Consider the following 16,463-nt stretch of genomic DNA (forward strand, 5'->3'; position numbering starts at 1 on the left):
CTAGTTCACCCGGTAGTAGGATTTGTACCATTCGACGAAGCGCGGAATGCCGACCTCGATCGGCGTCGTCGGCGCATAGCCGAGATCGCGCGTCGATGCGTCGATGTCGGCAAAGGTGCGCGGCACGTCGCCCGGCTGCATCGGCTGCATGTCCAACACAGCCTTGCGCCCGATCGCGTCTTCGATGACGCGAATGAAGGTCATCAACTCGACCGGCGTCGAATTGCCGAGATTGTAGAGCCGGTGTCCCGGTTTGGCGTGATCGAGCGCTGCGACGACACCGGCGACGATGTCGTCGATCCAGGTGAAGTCGCGCTGCATCTTGCCGTCGTTGAAGACCTGGATCGGACGCCCCGCGACGATTGCGTCGGTGAAGCTGAAATAGGCCATGTCGGGCCGTCCCCACGGTCCGTAGACGGTGAAGAACCGCAAGCCGGTTGCGGCCAGCCCGTAGAGCGAGACATAGGTGTCGGCCATCAATTCGCCGGCGCGCTTGGTTGCGGCGTAGAGCGACACTGGATGGTCGACCGGATCTTCGATCGCGAACGGGACTTTCTCGTTGCCGCCATAGACCGACGACGAGCTGGCATAGACGAAGCGCGGCTGGCCACCAGCCTGATCAACCTGTTTGCGCACAGCTTCGAGCAGCACCAGCTGCCCCATCACATTGGCTTCGACATAGGCGTAGGGATTTTCCAGCGACCAGCGCACGCCCGCCTGCGCCGCCAGATGCACGATGCCGGTGAAGCCGTATTTGGCGAACAACGCGTCGACTTGGCCGCGATCGGCAATATCCGCCTGTACGAAGGTGAAACCGTCGCGCCCATCCAGCTGCGCCAGCCGCGCCCGTTTCAGCGCCGGATCGTAATAGTCGTTGAGATTGTCGACCCCGATCACGCGGTCGCCCCGTGCGAGCAAGGCCTGGACGACATGAAAGCCGATAAAACCGGCAGCGCCGGTCACAAGAAGGGTCATCTGGCGCTTCTATCTGCCGCCGAAGCCAGGGTCCAGACGCAGAACCGCCCGCCCAGCAGGTCTGCTGGGCGGGCGGCCTGTCGCAACGTTGCGGTTAGAAGCGGTAGCGAGCGCCGACCGCCACGATGTCGATCGACGGTTCGACATGCGCGCGCGTGTTGACCACCGTCGCCAGCGGCGTACCCACGAAGTAGGAGCGCGTCACGTTCACTTCTTCGTTCTTCACGAAGATGTGCGCGTAGCTGAGGTCGAAGGTCAGGTTGTCGTTGAACTTGTAGCTGGCGCCGATCGAGGTCCAGAAACGATCGCCGTCCGGCACGCGCGTCGAACGATCGATGTCGTTGGTTGGCGTCTGGTCGTACTGCACGCCGCCGCGCAGCGTGATGGCGTCGTTGAACTTGTATTCAGCACCGCCAGCCAAGGTCCACGTGTTTTCGTAGTTCTGCGGCAGCGAGTTGATGACGGTGTTGTTGTCGGACGCCACGATGGTGATGTCCTTGAAGGTTTCCCAGCGAGTCCACTTCACGTCGGCCAGCAACTTCCATTGCGGCGTCATCTGATACGCAACACCCAGCGCGACGATGTTCGGCGTCTTCAAATCGGCCGAGGCCGGACGCACGCTGTTCGGATTGGGCAGCGGCACCAAGCCGACGCCGGGCACCGGGATTGCCGGCGGCAAGCGCAGGTCTTTGATCGTCGCGTCGCCGCGCAAGGTCGAACCGACCTCGTGTTGATAGTCGAGGCCGATATTCCATTGCGGCGTCGGCTTCCACAGCACGCCGATATTGAAGCCGCCCGAGAAATCATCGCCTTTCAGCTTGAAATCACCGTCGGTCGCCGGAATCGAACCACCCGCAGTCAGCGGGTTCGGCAAGGTCGTGCGCAATTCCGCCTTCGAATAGCGAAGCACGGCCCCGACGCCGATCGAGAATTGCTCGTTCACCTTCCACGCCACCGTCGGCTGGAAGCTGTAGGTCTTCAGATCCGAATAGGTGCTGTCGTAGCGGCCGAACCAAGTGCCGTCATACGCAGTCTTCAATCCGAACGTCGTGTTCACCGACAGGCCCAGCCACAACTGGTTCGGCACAACGTTCATCGCTGCCGAGAAGTGCGGCAGCGCAACCGGGTCAGCCGGGTTCTTTCCCGAACCGCCATTGACCGGCAGCGTCAGACCGCCCGTGCCGGGACCGCGAATGGTGGTGCCGGTGTTCGTCGTCTTTGCATCAATGAAGATGCCCTGCACGCCCACATCGACGGCACCGCGTCCGAGCTCGGTCATGCCGGCTGGATTGAACAGCACGGTCGACGCGTCGTCGGCGATTGCGGTGTTACCCGCTTGCGCGCGGCCGGTGCCGGCACTGCTCTGTTCTTGAAGGTTGAAGGCGCCGGCATGTGCTTCTTGCGCAGCCGACAACGCGATCAGCGACGCACCTGCAAGTGCGACGAGACGAGTCCGCATTGGACGTTTCTCCCTAGATAACCTTGGTATCGTTGCTGATTCGATACCGCGGGGATCGGCGCCAGGCAACGCCCACCTTCCGTTTAGGGAAACTTCGATTCGGGGTGTGACCTGCAGCCCACTGCGCCGCCGCTCCGCCAGACGGTATTAGACCGGACTTACCGCAGTGCGGGGACGAATCAGCTCATTCAGCAGGCACAATCACGCTGCGGGCCGGCGCGCGCAGCGTGACCAGGGTCAGCACGAAGGCGATGATCGCGCATCCCGCAATGCCCGCCACCATCGGAACCGCAGTCCCGTTCAGGAAGCTGCCGACCACCAGCATGACCGCGACGCCGGTCATGAATTGCAGCGTGCCCATCAGCGCCGAAGCCGAACCGGCGATGGCGCCATGTTCTTCCAGCGCCAGAACTGCCGTCGTCGGAATGACGAGGCCGAGAAAGCCGTATCCGACAAACAAACAAGCAGCGAGCACGTCGAGCCGATCGACGCCGGCCAGGAACAAGACCAGTGCGACCGTCATCGACGCGGCAAAGCAAGTCACCGCGACGCGCACAACGCGGCGCAGGCCGAATTTGCCGGCGAGAAAGCCGGTGAGTTGCGCAAAAGCAAAAAACGACGCCGCGTTGATCGAGAAGCACAACGCGTATTGCAGCTTCGACAGGCCGTAATGATCGATCAGCACGAAGGGCGAATTGGCGAGGTACGAAAAGAAACTCGCAATGCCGAACGCGCCGATGAACACCAATCCCAGGAAGGTGCGATCGCGCAGCAAACGCCCATAAGCGGCAAAGGTGCTGGCGATGCTGCTTTCGGCGCGCGCCGCTTGCGGCCGCGTCTCGTCGAGGAACAACGCCAACAGACCAAGGCCGAGGACTGCCGCAACGGTGACAAACCAGAACACCGCACGCCATCCGGCCAACTCGATTATAAAACCGCCCGTCAACGGCGCCAGGATCGGCGAGATCGAGAAGACCAGCATCAGCATCGACATCAACTTGGCTGCTTCGACGCCGGTATGGAGATCGCGCACGATGGCGCGCGGCACCACCATGCCGGCGCACGCGCCCATACCCTGCAGAAAGCGGAAGATGATCAGCGTTTCGATCGTCTGCGCCGTGGCGCAGCCGACGCTGGCGAAGGCAAACAGAGTCAAACCGATATAGAGCGGCGCCTTGCGCCCGTAGCGATCCGACAGCGGCCCGTAGAGCAGCTGGCCGACGCCAAGCGCGACGAAGAACACCAGCAGGCTGAGCTGCACTTCGGTCGCGTTGGCATTCAGCGTCTGCCCGATCGTCGGCAGCGACGGCAGATACATGTCGACCGCGAAGGGGCCGATCGCCGACAGAAGACCGAGGATGATTGCTTTACGCAGAAGCGTGGTTTGCACAGTGCTCACTTCCAGGCCAGGCGGATACCGAGCCCGATAAAGGCCGCGCCCATCATCCGTTCCAGCATTTGCCGCGCGCGACCAACCTGGAACAGACCGCGCAGCCGCGACGCGGCCAGCACGACAGCCGCCAGCACCAACATGCCGTTGACGTCAAACAGCGCGCCCAGCGCAAGAAACTGCAGCGCCGCGTCGCCGCGCGCCGGATCGACGAATTGCGGCAGGAAGGCGAGAAAGAACAGCGCGACTTTCGGGTTCAGCACATTGGTGATGACGCCTTGGCGAAAGATGCGGCCGAGCGATGAAATCTGCGGCGCCTCCGCAGCGGCACCGTCGCTACGCGCGAAAATCTGCTTCGCGCCAAGCCAGACCAGATAGGCCGCGCCGACCAGGCGGACAGCGTCGAACGCGTTCGGCACCGCCGACAACAGCGCCGTCAGTCCGAAAGCGGCGGCAAGAATATGGGCGAAACAACCGACGCCGATGCCGAGTGCAGAGGCGAAGCCTGCAGCGCGTCCCTGCCCCAACGTGCGCGCGATCACATAGAGCATGTCCGGGCCCGGCGTGAGGTTGAGCAGCAGACCAGCGGCGATAAAGAGAAGCAGCGCGTCGGAGTCGAACATGGCGCCCAGGCTATCGTACCGGGCGCAGCCGTCGATCAGTCGAGCACGCGCATCTGCATTCCGAATGTCGCAGAGCGTGATGCCTCGACCAGCCCGACCACCGGGCCGTAATCGACCACGCCCAGCACTTGCGCGACCCGGTTGCGCGTCGCGTCGAGCAGCGGAACGTAGAGTGCCTCGGAAATATGCTCGCTGCCGATACTGTATGGGCGTCCGCGCACCAGCACCGCCTGCCGCGCGCGCACCGCCATCGAAAGCGGCCGCAACGCCTCGGCGAGATAGTCGCCATAGAGCGACTCGTCGATTGCGCGACCGGTTGCGTCCCGCCCGGATCGCTCAACCAGCGTCGCGCCGACCTGCGCGATGCGGAAGCCGGTCGGCTGTACGTCGATCAGAAAACTTAGCGGCAAAATCTGCGGCAATTCCGATGCGAGATCGAATTCGCCGTGCGCCGGCGGCGACGTCCCGTCTTTGCGGCCGCGCCACCAGGCAAGCAGCCGCGCGCAAAGCGGGCTGGCGCAAGGAGGAGTCGGATCGGGTGGCGGACGCACCGATGCAAACTGCCGCCGCCCGGTGAGAGAGTTGTTAACGCCGCGCAGGTTCCGGTGCGACGCATTCGCACGAAGTCGGCTCGTCGATACCGACGCGGTGCGCCAGGCTACAGACGCCGTCTATTCGCTTGCTGCGACACGCAGCAAGTATTCGCCGTACGAATTGCAATAGAGTGCGGCCTGACGTTCCAACTGTGCCCGGTCAATCCAGCCGTTGCGGAACGCGATCTCCTCAAGGCAGGCGATCTTCAGCCCCTGCCGGTGCTCGATCGTGCGCACGAACTCGCTCGCTTCGAGCAGCGAGTCCGTGCTGCCGGTATCAAGCCAGGCATTGCCGCGCCCCAGACGCACGACGTCGAGCGCACCGAGTTGCAAATAGGCTTCGTTGACAGAGGTGATTTCGTACTCACCACGGGCGGACGGTTGCACCGCAGCGGCGATGTCGGTGACACGGTCGTCGTATACATAGAGTCCGGTGACAGCCCAATTCGAAATCGGCTCGCGCGGCTTTTCGACAATACGCACCGGCCGCCCTTCGTCGTCGAACCCGATGACGCCATAGCGCTCCGGCTGCGTGACCTGATAGGCAAATACGGTTGCACCTTCGCCGCGCGCGACTGCGCCGCGCAGCTTCTCCCCCAGCCCGTCGCCGTAGAAGATATTGTCGCCCAAGACCAACACGCTTTGCCGTCCGGAAACGAAGTCGCGGCCGACAGTGAAGGCTTGCGCCAGCCCTTTCGGTTCGGGTTGCACCGCATAGGTCAGCTCGACGCCCCATTGCGATCCGTCGCCCAGCAATTGCCGGAACAGCGGCTGGTCGTGCGGCGTCGTGATGATCAAGATCTCACGGATATCCGCCAACATCAGCGTCGACAGCGGATAATAGATCATTGGTTTGTCGTAGACCGGCAGAAGCTGCTTCGAGATCGCAACCGTCATAGGGTGCAGCCGGGTGCCCGCGCCACCGGCGAGAATGATGCCGCGGGTGGAAGAAGCGGTCATGTCGGGCGGATGTCCTTTAGAACGCGCGAGAGCTGCTCGCGCCATGGGGTCGTCTCAATACCGTATGCAGTTCGAATGCGCGTGCAATCGAGCCGTGAATTTTTCGGCCGCCGTGCCGGGGTCGGATAGTCTTCCGTCCTGATCGGCGTAATGCGCGGTGTTCGTTCCAGCCACGTCGCGCCGTCGAAGATTGCGCGGGCAAACCCATACCAGGATATGTCGCCGGCGCCGGCAAAATGAAACGTGCCCCAATGCGCCTGTTTGTCGGCGATCGCGGCTGCAATGCGTACGATCGCGGCCGCAATCGCATCGGCCGGCGTGGGATTGCCGATCTGGTCGTCAACGACGCGCACCTCGTCGCGTTCGTCCGCAAGGCGCAGCATCGTACGTACGAAATTCTGCCCCTGCGCTGCATATACCCACGCAGTACGCAGGATGACGTGTTGGTCGAGCCGCTCGCGCACCGCCTCTTCGCCCGCAAGTTTGCTGGCCCCGTAAACTCCGAGCGGGTTGGTGGCATCATCTTCGCGCCACGGACGATTCCCGCTACCGTCGAATACGTAATCGGTCGAGATGTGCAGCAGTGCCACGTCCTGCGCGGCGCAGACGCCGGCGAGATTGGCGGCTCCGTCACGATTGACGGCGAAAGCACGCGCAGCGTCGTTTTCCGCCCGATCGACGGCTGTATACGCAGCAGCGTTGATGAGCAGATCGGGCTGCAACGTCGCGACGGCGGCTTCGATAGCCTTTGGATCGGTGATGTCGAGCGCCGTGCGGCGCTGCATCGAAACCACGACATTCACCGGCCACGCGGCACGCTGCAGCGCCTGCCCCACCTGACCGTCGGCGCCCGTCACCAGGACGCGCATCAAAACAGATCCTGTGCATCGGCCAGCAGCGGCGCGATGCGATCTTTGTTCGACAGCAAGGCCGGATCGACGACCGGCGGCCAGGAAATGCCGATGGCGGGATCGTCCCACCGCACGCTGCGTTCAGCGCCGCTGTCGTAGACGGCGCTGGTCTTGTAGAGAACCTCAGTGTCGGGATGGAGCGTGCAGTAGCCGTGCGCGAATCCGATCGGCACGAATAGCTGACTCCAGTTCGCCGCACTGAGTTCGACGCCGACCCATTGACCAAATGTCGGGGAAGCGCGGCGGATGTCGACTGCTACGTCAAAAATCGCACCACGCGTCACCCGCACCAACTTGTCTTGGGCATTGGCACCGATCTGCCAATGTAGACCACGCACGGTCCCGATGGCGGCCGACATTGCGTGATTGTCCTGCACGAAACGCACCGGGATGCCAGCAGTTTCATACCGGCTTTCGACATAGGTCTCGGAAAAGAAACCGCGCGCATCGCCGTGGCGGACCGGCGTAATCAGCTGCACGCCCGGCAGCGAAGTGGCGTCAACGCGCATGATTGTGCTTATGCCGCCGCTTTGCCGATGCGTTTAGCGTCATAGCGTTCCGCGAGAATCGCTTCCCACCATGCGCGCCGCGCGAGATACCAATCGACCAGCTCGTCCAGCGCCGCATCGAATGCACGCGCCGGTTTCCATCCAAGATCGCGCTCGGTCGCGCTTGCATCGATCGCATAGCGCCGGTCATGCCCCGGACGGTCTTCGACGAACGAGATCAAGCGCCGGCGTGCACCGTTCTCGCTTGGCGCTTTTGCATCGACGAGATCACAGATGCGCCCAACCAAGTCGAGATTGGTCATCTCGGTGCCGCCGCCGATCAAATAGGTTGCGCCGATCTTGCCGCGCGTCAGTACCGCCAGCAGCGCGTCGACGTGATCTTCGACATGCAGCCAGTCGCGCACGTTGCCGCCGTCGCCATAGACCGGCAGTGGCTCTTCGCGCAGCGCCTTGATGATCATCAGCGGAATCAGCTTCTCGGGAAACTGACGCGGTCCGTAATTGTTCGAGCAATTGGAAAGAACGATCGGCAGTCCGTAGGTGCGATGCCACGCACGCACCAACAGATCCGACGCGGCCTTGCTGGCCGAATACGGAGAACTCGGATCGTACGGCGTGTCGGGATGAAACCGATCGGGCGCTTCGACCGAGCCAAAGACTTCGTCGGTCGAAATGTGATGAAAGCGAAACCCTGTCTTCTGCGCAGCGGGCAGGTCGCGCCAGTAGGCCAGCGCCGCGTCGAGCATTACCTGCGTGCCGACGACATTGGTCTGCACGAACGCGGCCGGCCCATCGATCGAGCGATCGACATGGCTTTCGGCGGCGAGATGCAGGATTGCGGTGGGGCGAAACGAGGCGATCGTCGATGCAACCAGCACTGGATCGCAGACGTCACCCTGCACGAACAGATGCCGCGGATGCTGCGCGACCTCGGCAACGAAATCGCGGTCGGCCGCATAGGTCAGCTTGTCGTACGTGCAAACCGCATGGCCGTCGGACAGCACCCGGCGAACCACGGCGGCACCGATGAATCCGGCGCCACCGGTGATCAGAAGTCGCTGCTCGTCCGATCGGCTCGTCATCGCGCCAGTATTAGACGGCCAAAGCCGATCCGTTAACCGGCTTCAGGTCGCCGACTGCTCTTTCGTCGCCAGGAACTTCACCAGCGGCCACTGTTCCTGCGTGTGGTTCAGGTGCCAGGCGTTGCGCGCCATGAAGACTGGCGCGCCGTCATGGTCGTCGGCGATGGCTGAGCCGTTATTGTCGATGAAGCGCTTGAGCTCGAGCGGGTTCTCCGTCTCGACCCAGCGCGCTGTGTGGAGCGTCGTGGCTTCGAAATGGACCGGGATGTCGTATTCGGTGCGAATCCGGTCGGCCAGCACGTCGAATTGCAGTGCACCGACGACGCCGACGATCCAGTTCGAATCCATGCGCGGCTTGAACACGCGCGCAGCACCCTCTTCCGCCAACTGCTCCAATGCACGGCCCAGATGCTTGGCCTTCATCGGATCGTCCGGACGCACACGCTGCAGCAGTTCGGGCGCGAAGCTGGGAATGCCGGTGAAGCGGATCGCTTCGCCTTCGGTCAGCGCGTCGCCGATGCGCAGACTGCCGTGGTTGGGGATGCCGAGAATGTCCCCCGCCCATGCCTCTTCCGCCAGCTCGCGATCGGCGGCGAGAAACAGCAGCGGGTTGTGGATCGCCATCTGCTTCTGCGTGCGCGGATGAGTCAGCTTCATGCCGCGCTTGAAATGCCCCGAGGCGAGACGGAAGAAGGCGATCCGGTCGCGATGTTTCGGATCCATGTTCGCCTGGATCTTGAACACAAAGCCCGAGACTTTGTTTTCGCTGGGTTCCACTTCGTCGGTGCCGTTGGCGCGTCCGGCGGCCGGCTGCGGGCGCGGCGGCGGCGCCATTTCGGCCAGGCCGTGCAGCAATTCGCGCACGCCGAAATTATTGACCGCGGAGCCGAAAAACAGCGGCGTCAAATGACCTTCGCGATACGACTTCAAATCGAGCGGCTTCATCAAGCCGCGCGCCATTTCGACTTCTTCACGCAGCTTGGTGACGAGATGAGCGGGCAACAGCGCGTCGAGCTGCGGATCGTCGAGACCTTTGACCGCGATGCCGGCGTCGGAATGGCCGCGCTCGATCAGGATCAAGCGATCGTGGATCAGGTCGTAGACGCCTTTGAATTCGCGCCCCATCCCGATCGGCCAGGTCGCGGGCGCTACGTCCAACTGCAACTGGTTTTCGACTTCGGAAATCAGGTCGAACGGATCGCGGCCTTCGCGGTCCATCTTGTTGATGAAGGTTGCGATCGGCACGTCGCGCAGACGGCAGACTTCGAACAACTTGCGCGTCTGGGTTTCGATACCTTTGGCGGCGTCGAGCACCATCACCGCGCTGTCGACAGCAGTCAGCGTACGATACGTGTCTTCCGAGAAGTCTTCGTGGCCCGGCGTGTCGAGCAGATTGAAGGCGCGGCCGTCATATTCAAACGACATCACCGACGCGGTCACCGAGATGCCGCGTTCGCGTTCGACCTTCATCCAGTCCGATCGCGCACGCCGCGCGTCGCCGCGCGCTTTCACGGCGCCGGCCATCTGAATGGCACCGCCGAACAGCAGCAGCTTTTCGGTCAGCGTGGTTTTGCCGGCGTCCGGATGCGCGATGATCGCGAAGGTGCGCCGGCGCGCGATTTCTGGCGGAAGTTCGGGCATGAGCGGCGCGGAGAAGGCCCCCGCCCGCCCCGGATGTCAATCTGAGGAGCTGGCTAAGGGGCTGGCCGTGCGGCCCGGCCGGTAGCCGGCGACGAAGACCCGGACCGCTTCCGCGATGAAGCGCTCCAATTCAGCGAGGTCGAGCTTGCGCGCAATCGCCAACGTCCCACGCAGATGCACGTGGCCTTTGATCATGGCCAGGAACAGTTCGGCTGCGATCTGGTGATCGGCGATATCGAGTTCGCCGCGCTCGCTGACCGTCTTCAAATACTCGGCGGTGCGCGTTTCGATTAAGCACGGGCCGCTGTCGTAGAATGCCTTACCCAGCTCGGGGAAACGGCCCGACTCGCCGACCACGACGCGATGCACGGCCAGCACTTCGGGCCGCAGCAGGAAGCGCATGAATTGCAGGCCGACCTTGATCAGCGCCTGGTCGATCGGCAGGTGTTCGGCCTCGATCGTCTCGTAGACGACGCGATGCTTGCTGCATTCCTCCGCGACGCATGCGGCGAACAGCGCCTCCTTGCTCGGGTAGTACGCATAGAGCGTCGCTTTGGAGACGTTGGCCTCGCGCGCGATCGAATCCATCGACGCGCTGCCATAGCCCTCTTCCAGGAAGATCCGCTTCGCAGCGGTCAGCACCTGCCCGACCTTGCGGCCTTCAACCGCAATCTCGCCTGGGGGTACGGCCTTCGCGGCCTTGCTCGTCGTTGCCATGTCGCACCGTCATACCAGAGTTCGGCTTAACCGAAGATCTAAACTGGTGGGTTCAGTTGACAGCCGAACCCGGCCAGCTCATCTTCCGGCTCTGAACTGAACCGTTCAGTTCATTTCCGAGAGACAAGGTGGGTCGTATCATGGCTGTCCGCAAGCTTTTGCTCCCGACTGTTGCAGTCGTAGCCGCTCTGGGGATCGGCGCCTTCGGGGTGCACTGGTTCGTCAGCGGCCGGTTCGTCGAGAAGACCGACAACGCCTACGTGCAAAGCGACATCGCCGCGATCGCCCCAAAAGTGGCGGGTTATGTCCGCGAGGTCCGGGTGCGCGACAACCAGAAGGTCGCGGCCGGTGACGTGTTGGCGGTGATCGACGACCGCGACTTTGCAGCCCAGGTCGCCCAGGCCGAAGCCCAGGCAGAGGCGGCCAAGGCCGCCATCGCCTCGATCAATTCCAACCTGATTTTGCAGAAGTCGGTGATCGCCCAGGCCGAAGCCGGCATCGCCTCGGCCGAGGCCGACCTCAAGCGCGCCCAGCTTGACCAGCAGCGCTATGGCGCGCTGGCGCCCGAAGGTTTCGCCAGCCGCCAGCGCCTGGAGACCGTGACCGCCGATCGCCAGAAAGCAGACTCGTCCCTCGCCCGCGCGCGCGCCGCGCTGACCAGCGAGAAGGATCGCGTCGGCGTGCTGGAAGCGTCGCGCGCCCAGGCTGAAGCGCAGCTGAAACAGGCGCAGGCCAATGCCGAGCTGAAGCGCATCGATTTGGAAAACACCGTCGTGCGCGCGCCGTTCGCGGGCACCGTCGGCAACAAGGGCGTCGAGCTTGGTCAGTATGTGAAGGTCGGCACGCAGCTTTTGTCGCTGGTGCCGGAAGAGCTGTACATCGTCGCCAACTTCAAAGAGACGCAGATCGCGCGCATGCGCGTCGGCCAGCCGGTCGAATTGGATATCGACGCCTATTCCGGCACGACGGTGCGCGGTCGCATTGAAAGCCTAGCGCCGGCGTCGGGTTCGCAGTTCTCGTTGCTGCCGCCGGAAAACGCGACCGGCAACTTCACCAAAATCGTGCAGCGCGTTCCGGTGCGCATTGCGATCGGCAGCGAAGAAGCAGCGCGCCTGCGCCCCGGCCTGTCGGTGATCGCGTTCGTCGATACCAAGGCGCGCGGCAACGCGGCTGCCATCGCCGATCTGCGCGGCGCATTCGTTCCGACGACCCAGACCGCACAGCGCTAAGCGGACGCGGTCGATGTCCGATACTACGATCCAAGACAGCGCCGCAGCGAAGCCAGATCTGCGCAAGATCCTCGGCTTCGTTGCGATGGTGTTCGGCATGTTCATGGCGATCCTGGACATCCAGATCGTCAGCTCGTCCTTGCCGCAGATCCAATCGGGCCTGGCTGCGTCGTCCGACGAAATTAGCTGGATCCAAACCGCCTATCTGATCGCCGAGATCGTGATGATCCCGTTGTCGGGATATCTGTCGCGGGTGATGTCGACGCGCGTTTTGTACGCCGTCTCGGCACTCAGCTTCACCGCGTCGAGCGCGCTCTGCGCGTTCGCGTGGGATCTCGATTCGATGGTGCTGTTTCGCGCGCTGCAGGGGTTTCTTGGCGGCGCGATGATCCCGACCGTATTTGCGGCCGCGTTCAAGATGTTTCCCAAGCGCCCGCCGTCGGTGATCATCGGCTTGATCGCGACCTTGGCGCCTGCGGTTGGTCCGTCGGTCGGTGGCTATCTGACCGAGACCTATTCCTGGCACTGGCTGTTCTTGATCAATCTTGTGCCCGGCCTGGTCGTTGCAGCGGCGGTGTGGCTGCTGGTCGATATCGATCGCGCCGACTGGTCGCTGCTGAAATCGATCGACCTGATCGGTCTTGGTACGATGGCGGTATTTCTCGGCAGCCTGGAATATGTCGTCGAAGAAGGTCCGCGCTACGACTGGCTACAGGATCCATCCATCCGCAATTTCGCGGTCGTCTGCGCGATTGCCGGTGCGTTCTTTTTCTGGCGCGTGCTGCGCACCGCAAAACCGATCGTCGATCTGCGCGCCTATGCCGATCGCAACTTCACCATCGGTTCGATTCTGCAGTTTGTCGTCGGCATGGGCCTGTACGGCGGCACCTATGTGATGCCGATCTTTCTCGGTCGCGTGCGCGGCTACAACGCGCTGCAGATCGGTGAAACCGTGATCATCTATGGCGTCTTCATGTGCATGAGCGCGCCGATTGCAGGCACGCTGGCGCGCAAATTCGATCCGCGCAAAGTGTTGGCGCTGGGTTTGAGCTGCTTCGGCATCGGCTTCTGGCTCAACTCGTTCCTGACCGCCGACAGCGCGTTCTGGGAGTTGTTCTTGCCGCAAGCGCTGCGCGGCTTCGGCGCGATCACTTGCATCATCCCGATCACCAACATGTCGCTCGGCACCTTGGCGCCGGCCAAGCTCGGCAATGCCAGCGGGCTGTTCAATCTCAGCCGCAATCTCGGTGGTGCGATCGGCCTGGCCTTGATCAATACGCAGCTCAATGACCGGTTGCAGCTGCACTGGAATCAGCTGGCGGCGCAGATCAATCCGGCGCGGCCGCAAGTGGGCCAGTTCATCGAGAAGCTCAGCGATCGATTCGGCGATTTGGTTGACGGCGATCCGACGATGGCAGCGATGAAGCGGCTTGGGCAGATCGTCTATCGCGAAGCGACCGTGCTGACCTTCAACGACGTGCTGCTGACGATGGGCTTCGCCTTCTTCCTGATGCTGCCCTTGCTGTTTCTCGCACGGCGGCCGAAGCCCGCAGCCGAGCCGATCTCAGCGCACTGACGGGCGGTCGTCGAACTCCGTCACCAAGCAGCGGCGGTAAGCATCAGCTTACGGGTTGTTTCCGCGCGCCCCGGACTCGAGACTGCGCCGTCCCGAATCTGGAGCGATCATGAAGAAGCTGTTTGCCGTCGGCGTCCTCGCCGTTGCCTTATCGTCAACTGCGATGGCGCGCGAAGCCGGTCACTCGCTTCTGCAGGTGCAGCTCTCGCCCAGTTTGACCGAAGCTGCATCGGGACGGCTGCTGGTTTTCGCGCAGCCGCTCGAAGCCGCGAAGACGGCGGCCAAGGACAAGCCGATCACCAAGGTCGACACCGACCTACTGAATGTCGAGGCCACGAATATCGCGGCCAAGGACATCGTGCGGATTGCACCCGGCGAAACCGTTGAGATCGATCTCGACGGCATCACCTTCCCAGGCCCGTTCTCTAAGCTCGCCCCTGGCAGCTACGTGCTGCAGGCGGTGCTCGATGTCGGACAGCCCTACACCTATGGCGGCCGCGGAGATGGCGACCTCGTCAGCAAGGTCGTCGAGATCAAGCTGCCGCTCGAAGACGCCAAACCCGTCGTTCTCGAAGAGAAGCAGAAGCCATTTGATCTGTGGTCGCTGCCGGCACCGATGATCTCGGACAAGCTGCGCGCCGATTGGGCCGACGCAAAATCTTCGGTCGAGCGCGTGGATTTCACCAGCAACGCGCTGAGCAAATTCTGGGGCCGCCCGATGAAAATGCGCGCTCTGGTCGTGCTGCCGCCGGGATATGCCGGCGATGCGAAACGCAGCTACCCGACCGTCTGGTACACGCATGGCTTCGGCGGCGACGTGGAAAAGCTGCAGAGCGTCGCAGCACAACGCTACGCCGCGATGCGCGACGGCAAGGCGCCGAAGATGATCTGGGTTCTGCTCGACCAGTCTTCGCCGAGTGGCCCGCATGAATTCGTCGACAGCGTCAATAACGGTCCGTACGAGACTGCTTTCGTCACCGAACTGCTGCCGGCGCTGGAAGCCAAGTACCGGATGGACGCCAAGCCGAACGGCCGCTTTCTAAACGGTCATTCCTCGGGCGGCTGGGCGACGCTTTGGCTGATGGTGACGCAGCCGAAATTGTTCGGCGGCACGTGGTCGACGTCGCCCGATCCTGTCGACTTCCACGACTTCACCGGCGCCGACCTGACCAACGGCGAAAACTTCTATCGCAAGAACGACGGTACGTTGCGCCCGCTGGTACGCATGACCGACAAGGACGGGAACGACACGGTGGTTGCGTCGCTCCGTTCCTTCACGCTGTACGAAGAAACGCTGGCCGATCACGGCGGTCAGATGCGCGCCTTCGAATGGGTGTTCTCGCCGCGCGATTCAGACGGCCGGCCGCAGCAGCTCTTCAATCGCGCCAGCGGCGACGTGAATCCGCTGGTCGCCGCGCACTGGCGCGCCAATTACGACATTGCGCGTCTGGTCGAAACGCGCTGGCCGCAGTTGAAGAAAGATCTCGACGGCAAAGTGCATGTCATCGTCGGCACGAAGGACACGTTCTATCTCGACGGTGCCGTCCACCGGCTCGACGCGGTGATGCAGTCGCTGGGCGCAAAAGCGGATTTCCGCTACCTGCCCGGCAAGAACCACTTCGATCTCTACAAGAAGGGTGACGACGGTTCCGCGCTGCTCAACGACTTTGCGTGGGAGATGTACGTGATCGCGCGGCCGAAGGAAAAACGGCCGAGCTAAGTCCGCGTAAGGGCCTCGACATGCTCGCCGATCGCGAGGCTCGAGGTCAGGCCGGGTGACTCAATGCCGTACAGCGCGACGATGCGCGGATGCGGATGGGTGATGGAAAAGTCGGCGGGCGGTGCGCCCGCCGGCGCCAGCTTGGGTCGCATGCCCGCATAGTCGGCAGCCAGCGCACCGTCGGGCAGGCCCGGCCACCAGGTGCGGATCGATGCGTAGAAGCGCGCATCGCGCGACGGGTCGACGCGATAATCGATCTGGTCGACCCATTCGACGTCGGGACCGAACTTCACACGCCCCGCCAAATCGATCGTCGCATGCGTGCCGAGACCGCCCGGCTCCGGGATCGGATAGACCAGACGTTGAAACGGCGGCTTCACGCCGCTCAACGCAAAGTAATTGCCTTTGCACAACCAGCCTTGCGGCGGCGTCAGGCCGATCGCCCGCGCGACGGTCTGCGCGCCCAAGCCCGCAGCAAGCACTACGTCGTTGCAGGCGAGCTGCATCGGCGTGTCGCCGCCGACGACAAGCTCGATCCGGTCGTCATGGATCGCACCGCCCGTCACCGGCGCGCGCAGCGCCAACACGCCGCCTGCATCTTCGAGGTCGCCTAGGTACGACAACATCAAGGCATGACTGTCGACGATGCCCGACAAGGCGCTGTAGAGGCCCGCGACCGCGCGCACTTCGGGTTCCAGTTCGGCGACACGCGCCGCGTCGATCGGTTCGAGTTCGACGCCGTTCTTGCGCGCAATGTCGATGATGTTGGCGAGATCGCCGCGCTGCGCCTCGGTCGCGGCGACGATCACTTTGCCGATCTGCTTGTACGGCACGCCGCGCGCGCGGCACCAATCGTAGAGAAGATCACGACCGCGCACGCACAGCTGCGCTTTCAAACTACCGGGCGCATAATACAGGCCGGCGTGAATCACTTCGGAGTTGCGGGCGCTGGTCTCGGTGCCGAACGCTTCGGCTGCTTCGAGCAGCAACACGTCGCGCCCTGCCCGCGCCAAGGTCCGCGCGCACGCCAACCCGACCACACCGGCGCCGATCACGACGCAATCAACATGCTCCATGG

The 16,463-nt window shown here is 63.1% G+C and carries 15 protein-coding genes; 3 read left to right on the forward strand and 12 right to left on the reverse strand.

The window, feature by feature from the left end:
- From TMPK1_RS04915 to TMPK1_RS04965, 11 genes are all read right to left on the reverse strand, one after another.
- Positions 1-975 (reverse strand): SDR family NAD(P)-dependent oxidoreductase, encoded by a 975-nt coding sequence (locus TMPK1_RS04915; RefSeq protein WP_420241785.1) that lies wholly within the window; start codon positions 973-975, stop codon positions 1-3.
- Between the two features lie 94 nt (positions 976-1,069).
- Entirely contained in the window at positions 1,070-2,434 is a 1,365-nt protein-coding gene (locus tag TMPK1_RS04920; protein ID WP_420241786.1) for an OmpP1/FadL family transporter, read from the reverse strand.
- A gap of 184 nt (positions 2,435-2,618) precedes the next feature.
- Positions 2,619-3,824, reverse strand: a complete 1,206-nt coding sequence (locus TMPK1_RS04925; RefSeq protein ID WP_420241787.1) for a multidrug effflux MFS transporter — start codon at positions 3,822-3,824, stop codon at positions 2,619-2,621.
- Between the two features lie 5 nt (positions 3,825-3,829).
- Positions 3,830-4,447, reverse strand: coding sequence for a LysE family translocator (locus TMPK1_RS04930; protein ID WP_420241788.1), 618 nt, complete (start codon positions 4,445-4,447; stop codon positions 3,830-3,832).
- A gap of 35 nt (positions 4,448-4,482) precedes the next feature.
- Entirely contained in the window at positions 4,483-4,998 is a 516-nt protein-coding gene (locus TMPK1_RS04935; protein ID WP_420241789.1) for a PAS domain-containing protein, read from the reverse strand.
- A 120-nt stretch (positions 4,999-5,118) separates the two neighbouring features.
- Positions 5,119-6,000, reverse strand: a complete 882-nt coding sequence (rfbA, locus tag TMPK1_RS04940) for a glucose-1-phosphate thymidylyltransferase RfbA (protein WP_420241790.1) — start codon at positions 5,998-6,000, stop codon at positions 5,119-5,121.
- Positions 5,997-6,869, reverse strand: a complete 873-nt coding sequence (rfbD, locus tag TMPK1_RS04945) for a dTDP-4-dehydrorhamnose reductase (RefSeq protein WP_420241791.1) — start codon at positions 6,867-6,869, stop codon at positions 5,997-5,999. Before rfbD ends, rfbA begins: the two co-directional genes overlap by 4 nt.
- Positions 6,869-7,420, reverse strand: coding sequence for a dTDP-4-dehydrorhamnose 3,5-epimerase (rfbC, locus tag TMPK1_RS04950; RefSeq protein WP_420241792.1), 552 nt, complete (start codon positions 7,418-7,420; stop codon positions 6,869-6,871). Before rfbC ends, rfbD begins: the two co-directional genes overlap by 1 nt.
- Before the next feature lie 8 nt (positions 7,421-7,428).
- A complete protein-coding gene (gene rfbB / locus TMPK1_RS04955) occupies positions 7,429-8,502 on the reverse strand; it encodes a dTDP-glucose 4,6-dehydratase (RefSeq protein ID WP_420241793.1) in 1,074 nt (357 codons plus the stop codon).
- Between the two features lie 42 nt (positions 8,503-8,544).
- Positions 8,545-10,143: a peptide chain release factor 3 gene (locus TMPK1_RS04960; protein ID WP_420241794.1), complete on the reverse strand. Its 1,599-nt coding sequence runs from the start codon at positions 10,141-10,143 to the stop codon at positions 8,545-8,547.
- Between the two features lie 36 nt (positions 10,144-10,179).
- Complete coding sequence (locus TMPK1_RS04965; RefSeq protein WP_420241795.1) at positions 10,180-10,860, reverse strand: TetR/AcrR family transcriptional regulator; 681 nt, start codon at positions 10,858-10,860, stop codon at positions 10,180-10,182.
- Positions 10,861-11,000: 140 nt separating this feature from the next.
- On the opposite strand from TMPK1_RS04965, the gene TMPK1_RS04970 reads away from it, so the two are divergent.
- The 3 genes from TMPK1_RS04970 (at position 11,001) to TMPK1_RS04980 (ending at position 15,385) form a co-directional block, all read left to right on the forward strand.
- Positions 11,001-12,089, forward strand: a complete 1,089-nt coding sequence (locus tag TMPK1_RS04970; RefSeq protein ID WP_420241796.1) for an HlyD family secretion protein — start codon at positions 11,001-11,003, stop codon at positions 12,087-12,089.
- Positions 12,090-12,102: 13 nt separating this feature from the next.
- Positions 12,103-13,665 (forward strand): DHA2 family efflux MFS transporter permease subunit, encoded by a 1,563-nt coding sequence (locus TMPK1_RS04975; RefSeq protein WP_420241797.1) that lies wholly within the window; start codon positions 12,103-12,105, stop codon positions 13,663-13,665.
- Between the two features lie 109 nt (positions 13,666-13,774).
- Positions 13,775-15,385 (forward strand): alpha/beta hydrolase-fold protein, encoded by a 1,611-nt coding sequence (locus TMPK1_RS04980; protein ID WP_420241798.1) that lies wholly within the window; start codon positions 13,775-13,777, stop codon positions 15,383-15,385.
- On the opposite strand, the gene TMPK1_RS04985 is transcribed toward TMPK1_RS04980, so the two are convergent.
- Positions 15,382-16,461: an NAD(P)/FAD-dependent oxidoreductase gene (locus TMPK1_RS04985; RefSeq protein WP_420241800.1), complete on the reverse strand. Its 1,080-nt coding sequence runs from the start codon at positions 16,459-16,461 to the stop codon at positions 15,382-15,384. The two genes, TMPK1_RS04980 and TMPK1_RS04985, sit on opposite strands and share 4 nt — an antisense overlap.
- Between the last annotated feature and the right edge of the window lie 2 nt (positions 16,462-16,463).

The sequence above is a fragment of the Roseiterribacter gracilis genome (assembly GCA_018332375.1).
Taxonomy (GTDB): domain Bacteria; phylum Pseudomonadota; class Alphaproteobacteria; order BOG-932; family Roseiterribacteraceae; genus Roseiterribacter; species Roseiterribacter gracilis.

Coding starts and splice junctions, on each gene's coding strand:
- TMPK1_RS04970 (WP_420241796.1), top strand. CDS start 11,001: ATGGCTGTCCGCAAGCTTTTGCTCCCGACTGTTGCAGTCGTAGCCGCT.
- TMPK1_RS04985 (WP_420241800.1), bottom strand. CDS start 16,461: ATGGAGCATGTTGATTGCGTCGTGATCGGCGCCGGTGTGGTCGGGTTG.
- TMPK1_RS04965 (WP_420241795.1), bottom strand. CDS start 10,860: ATGGCAACGACGAGCAAGGCCGCGAAGGCCGTACCCCCAGGCGAGATT.
- TMPK1_RS04920 (WP_420241786.1), bottom strand. CDS start 2,434: ATGCGGACTCGTCTCGTCGCACTTGCAGGTGCGTCGCTGATCGCGTTG.
- TMPK1_RS04975 (WP_420241797.1), top strand. CDS start 12,103: ATGTCCGATACTACGATCCAAGACAGCGCCGCAGCGAAGCCAGATCTG.
- TMPK1_RS04930 (WP_420241788.1), bottom strand. CDS start 4,447: ATGTTCGACTCCGACGCGCTGCTTCTCTTTATCGCCGCTGGTCTGCTG.
- rfbD (WP_420241791.1), bottom strand. CDS start 6,869: ATGCGCGTCCTGGTGACGGGCGCCGACGGTCAGGTGGGGCAGGCGCTG.
- rfbC (WP_420241792.1), bottom strand. CDS start 7,420: ATGCGCGTTGACGCCACTTCGCTGCCGGGCGTGCAGCTGATTACGCCG.
- rfbB (WP_420241793.1), bottom strand. CDS start 8,502: ATGACGAGCCGATCGGACGAGCAGCGACTTCTGATCACCGGTGGCGCC.
- TMPK1_RS04980 (WP_420241798.1), top strand. CDS start 13,775: ATGAAGAAGCTGTTTGCCGTCGGCGTCCTCGCCGTTGCCTTATCGTCA.
- TMPK1_RS04915 (WP_420241785.1), bottom strand. CDS start 975: ATGACCCTTCTTGTGACCGGCGCTGCCGGTTTTATCGGCTTTCATGTC.
- TMPK1_RS04960 (WP_420241794.1), bottom strand. CDS start 10,143: ATGCCCGAACTTCCGCCAGAAATCGCGCGCCGGCGCACCTTCGCGATC.
- rfbA (WP_420241790.1), bottom strand. CDS start 6,000: ATGACCGCTTCTTCCACCCGCGGCATCATTCTCGCCGGTGGCGCGGGC.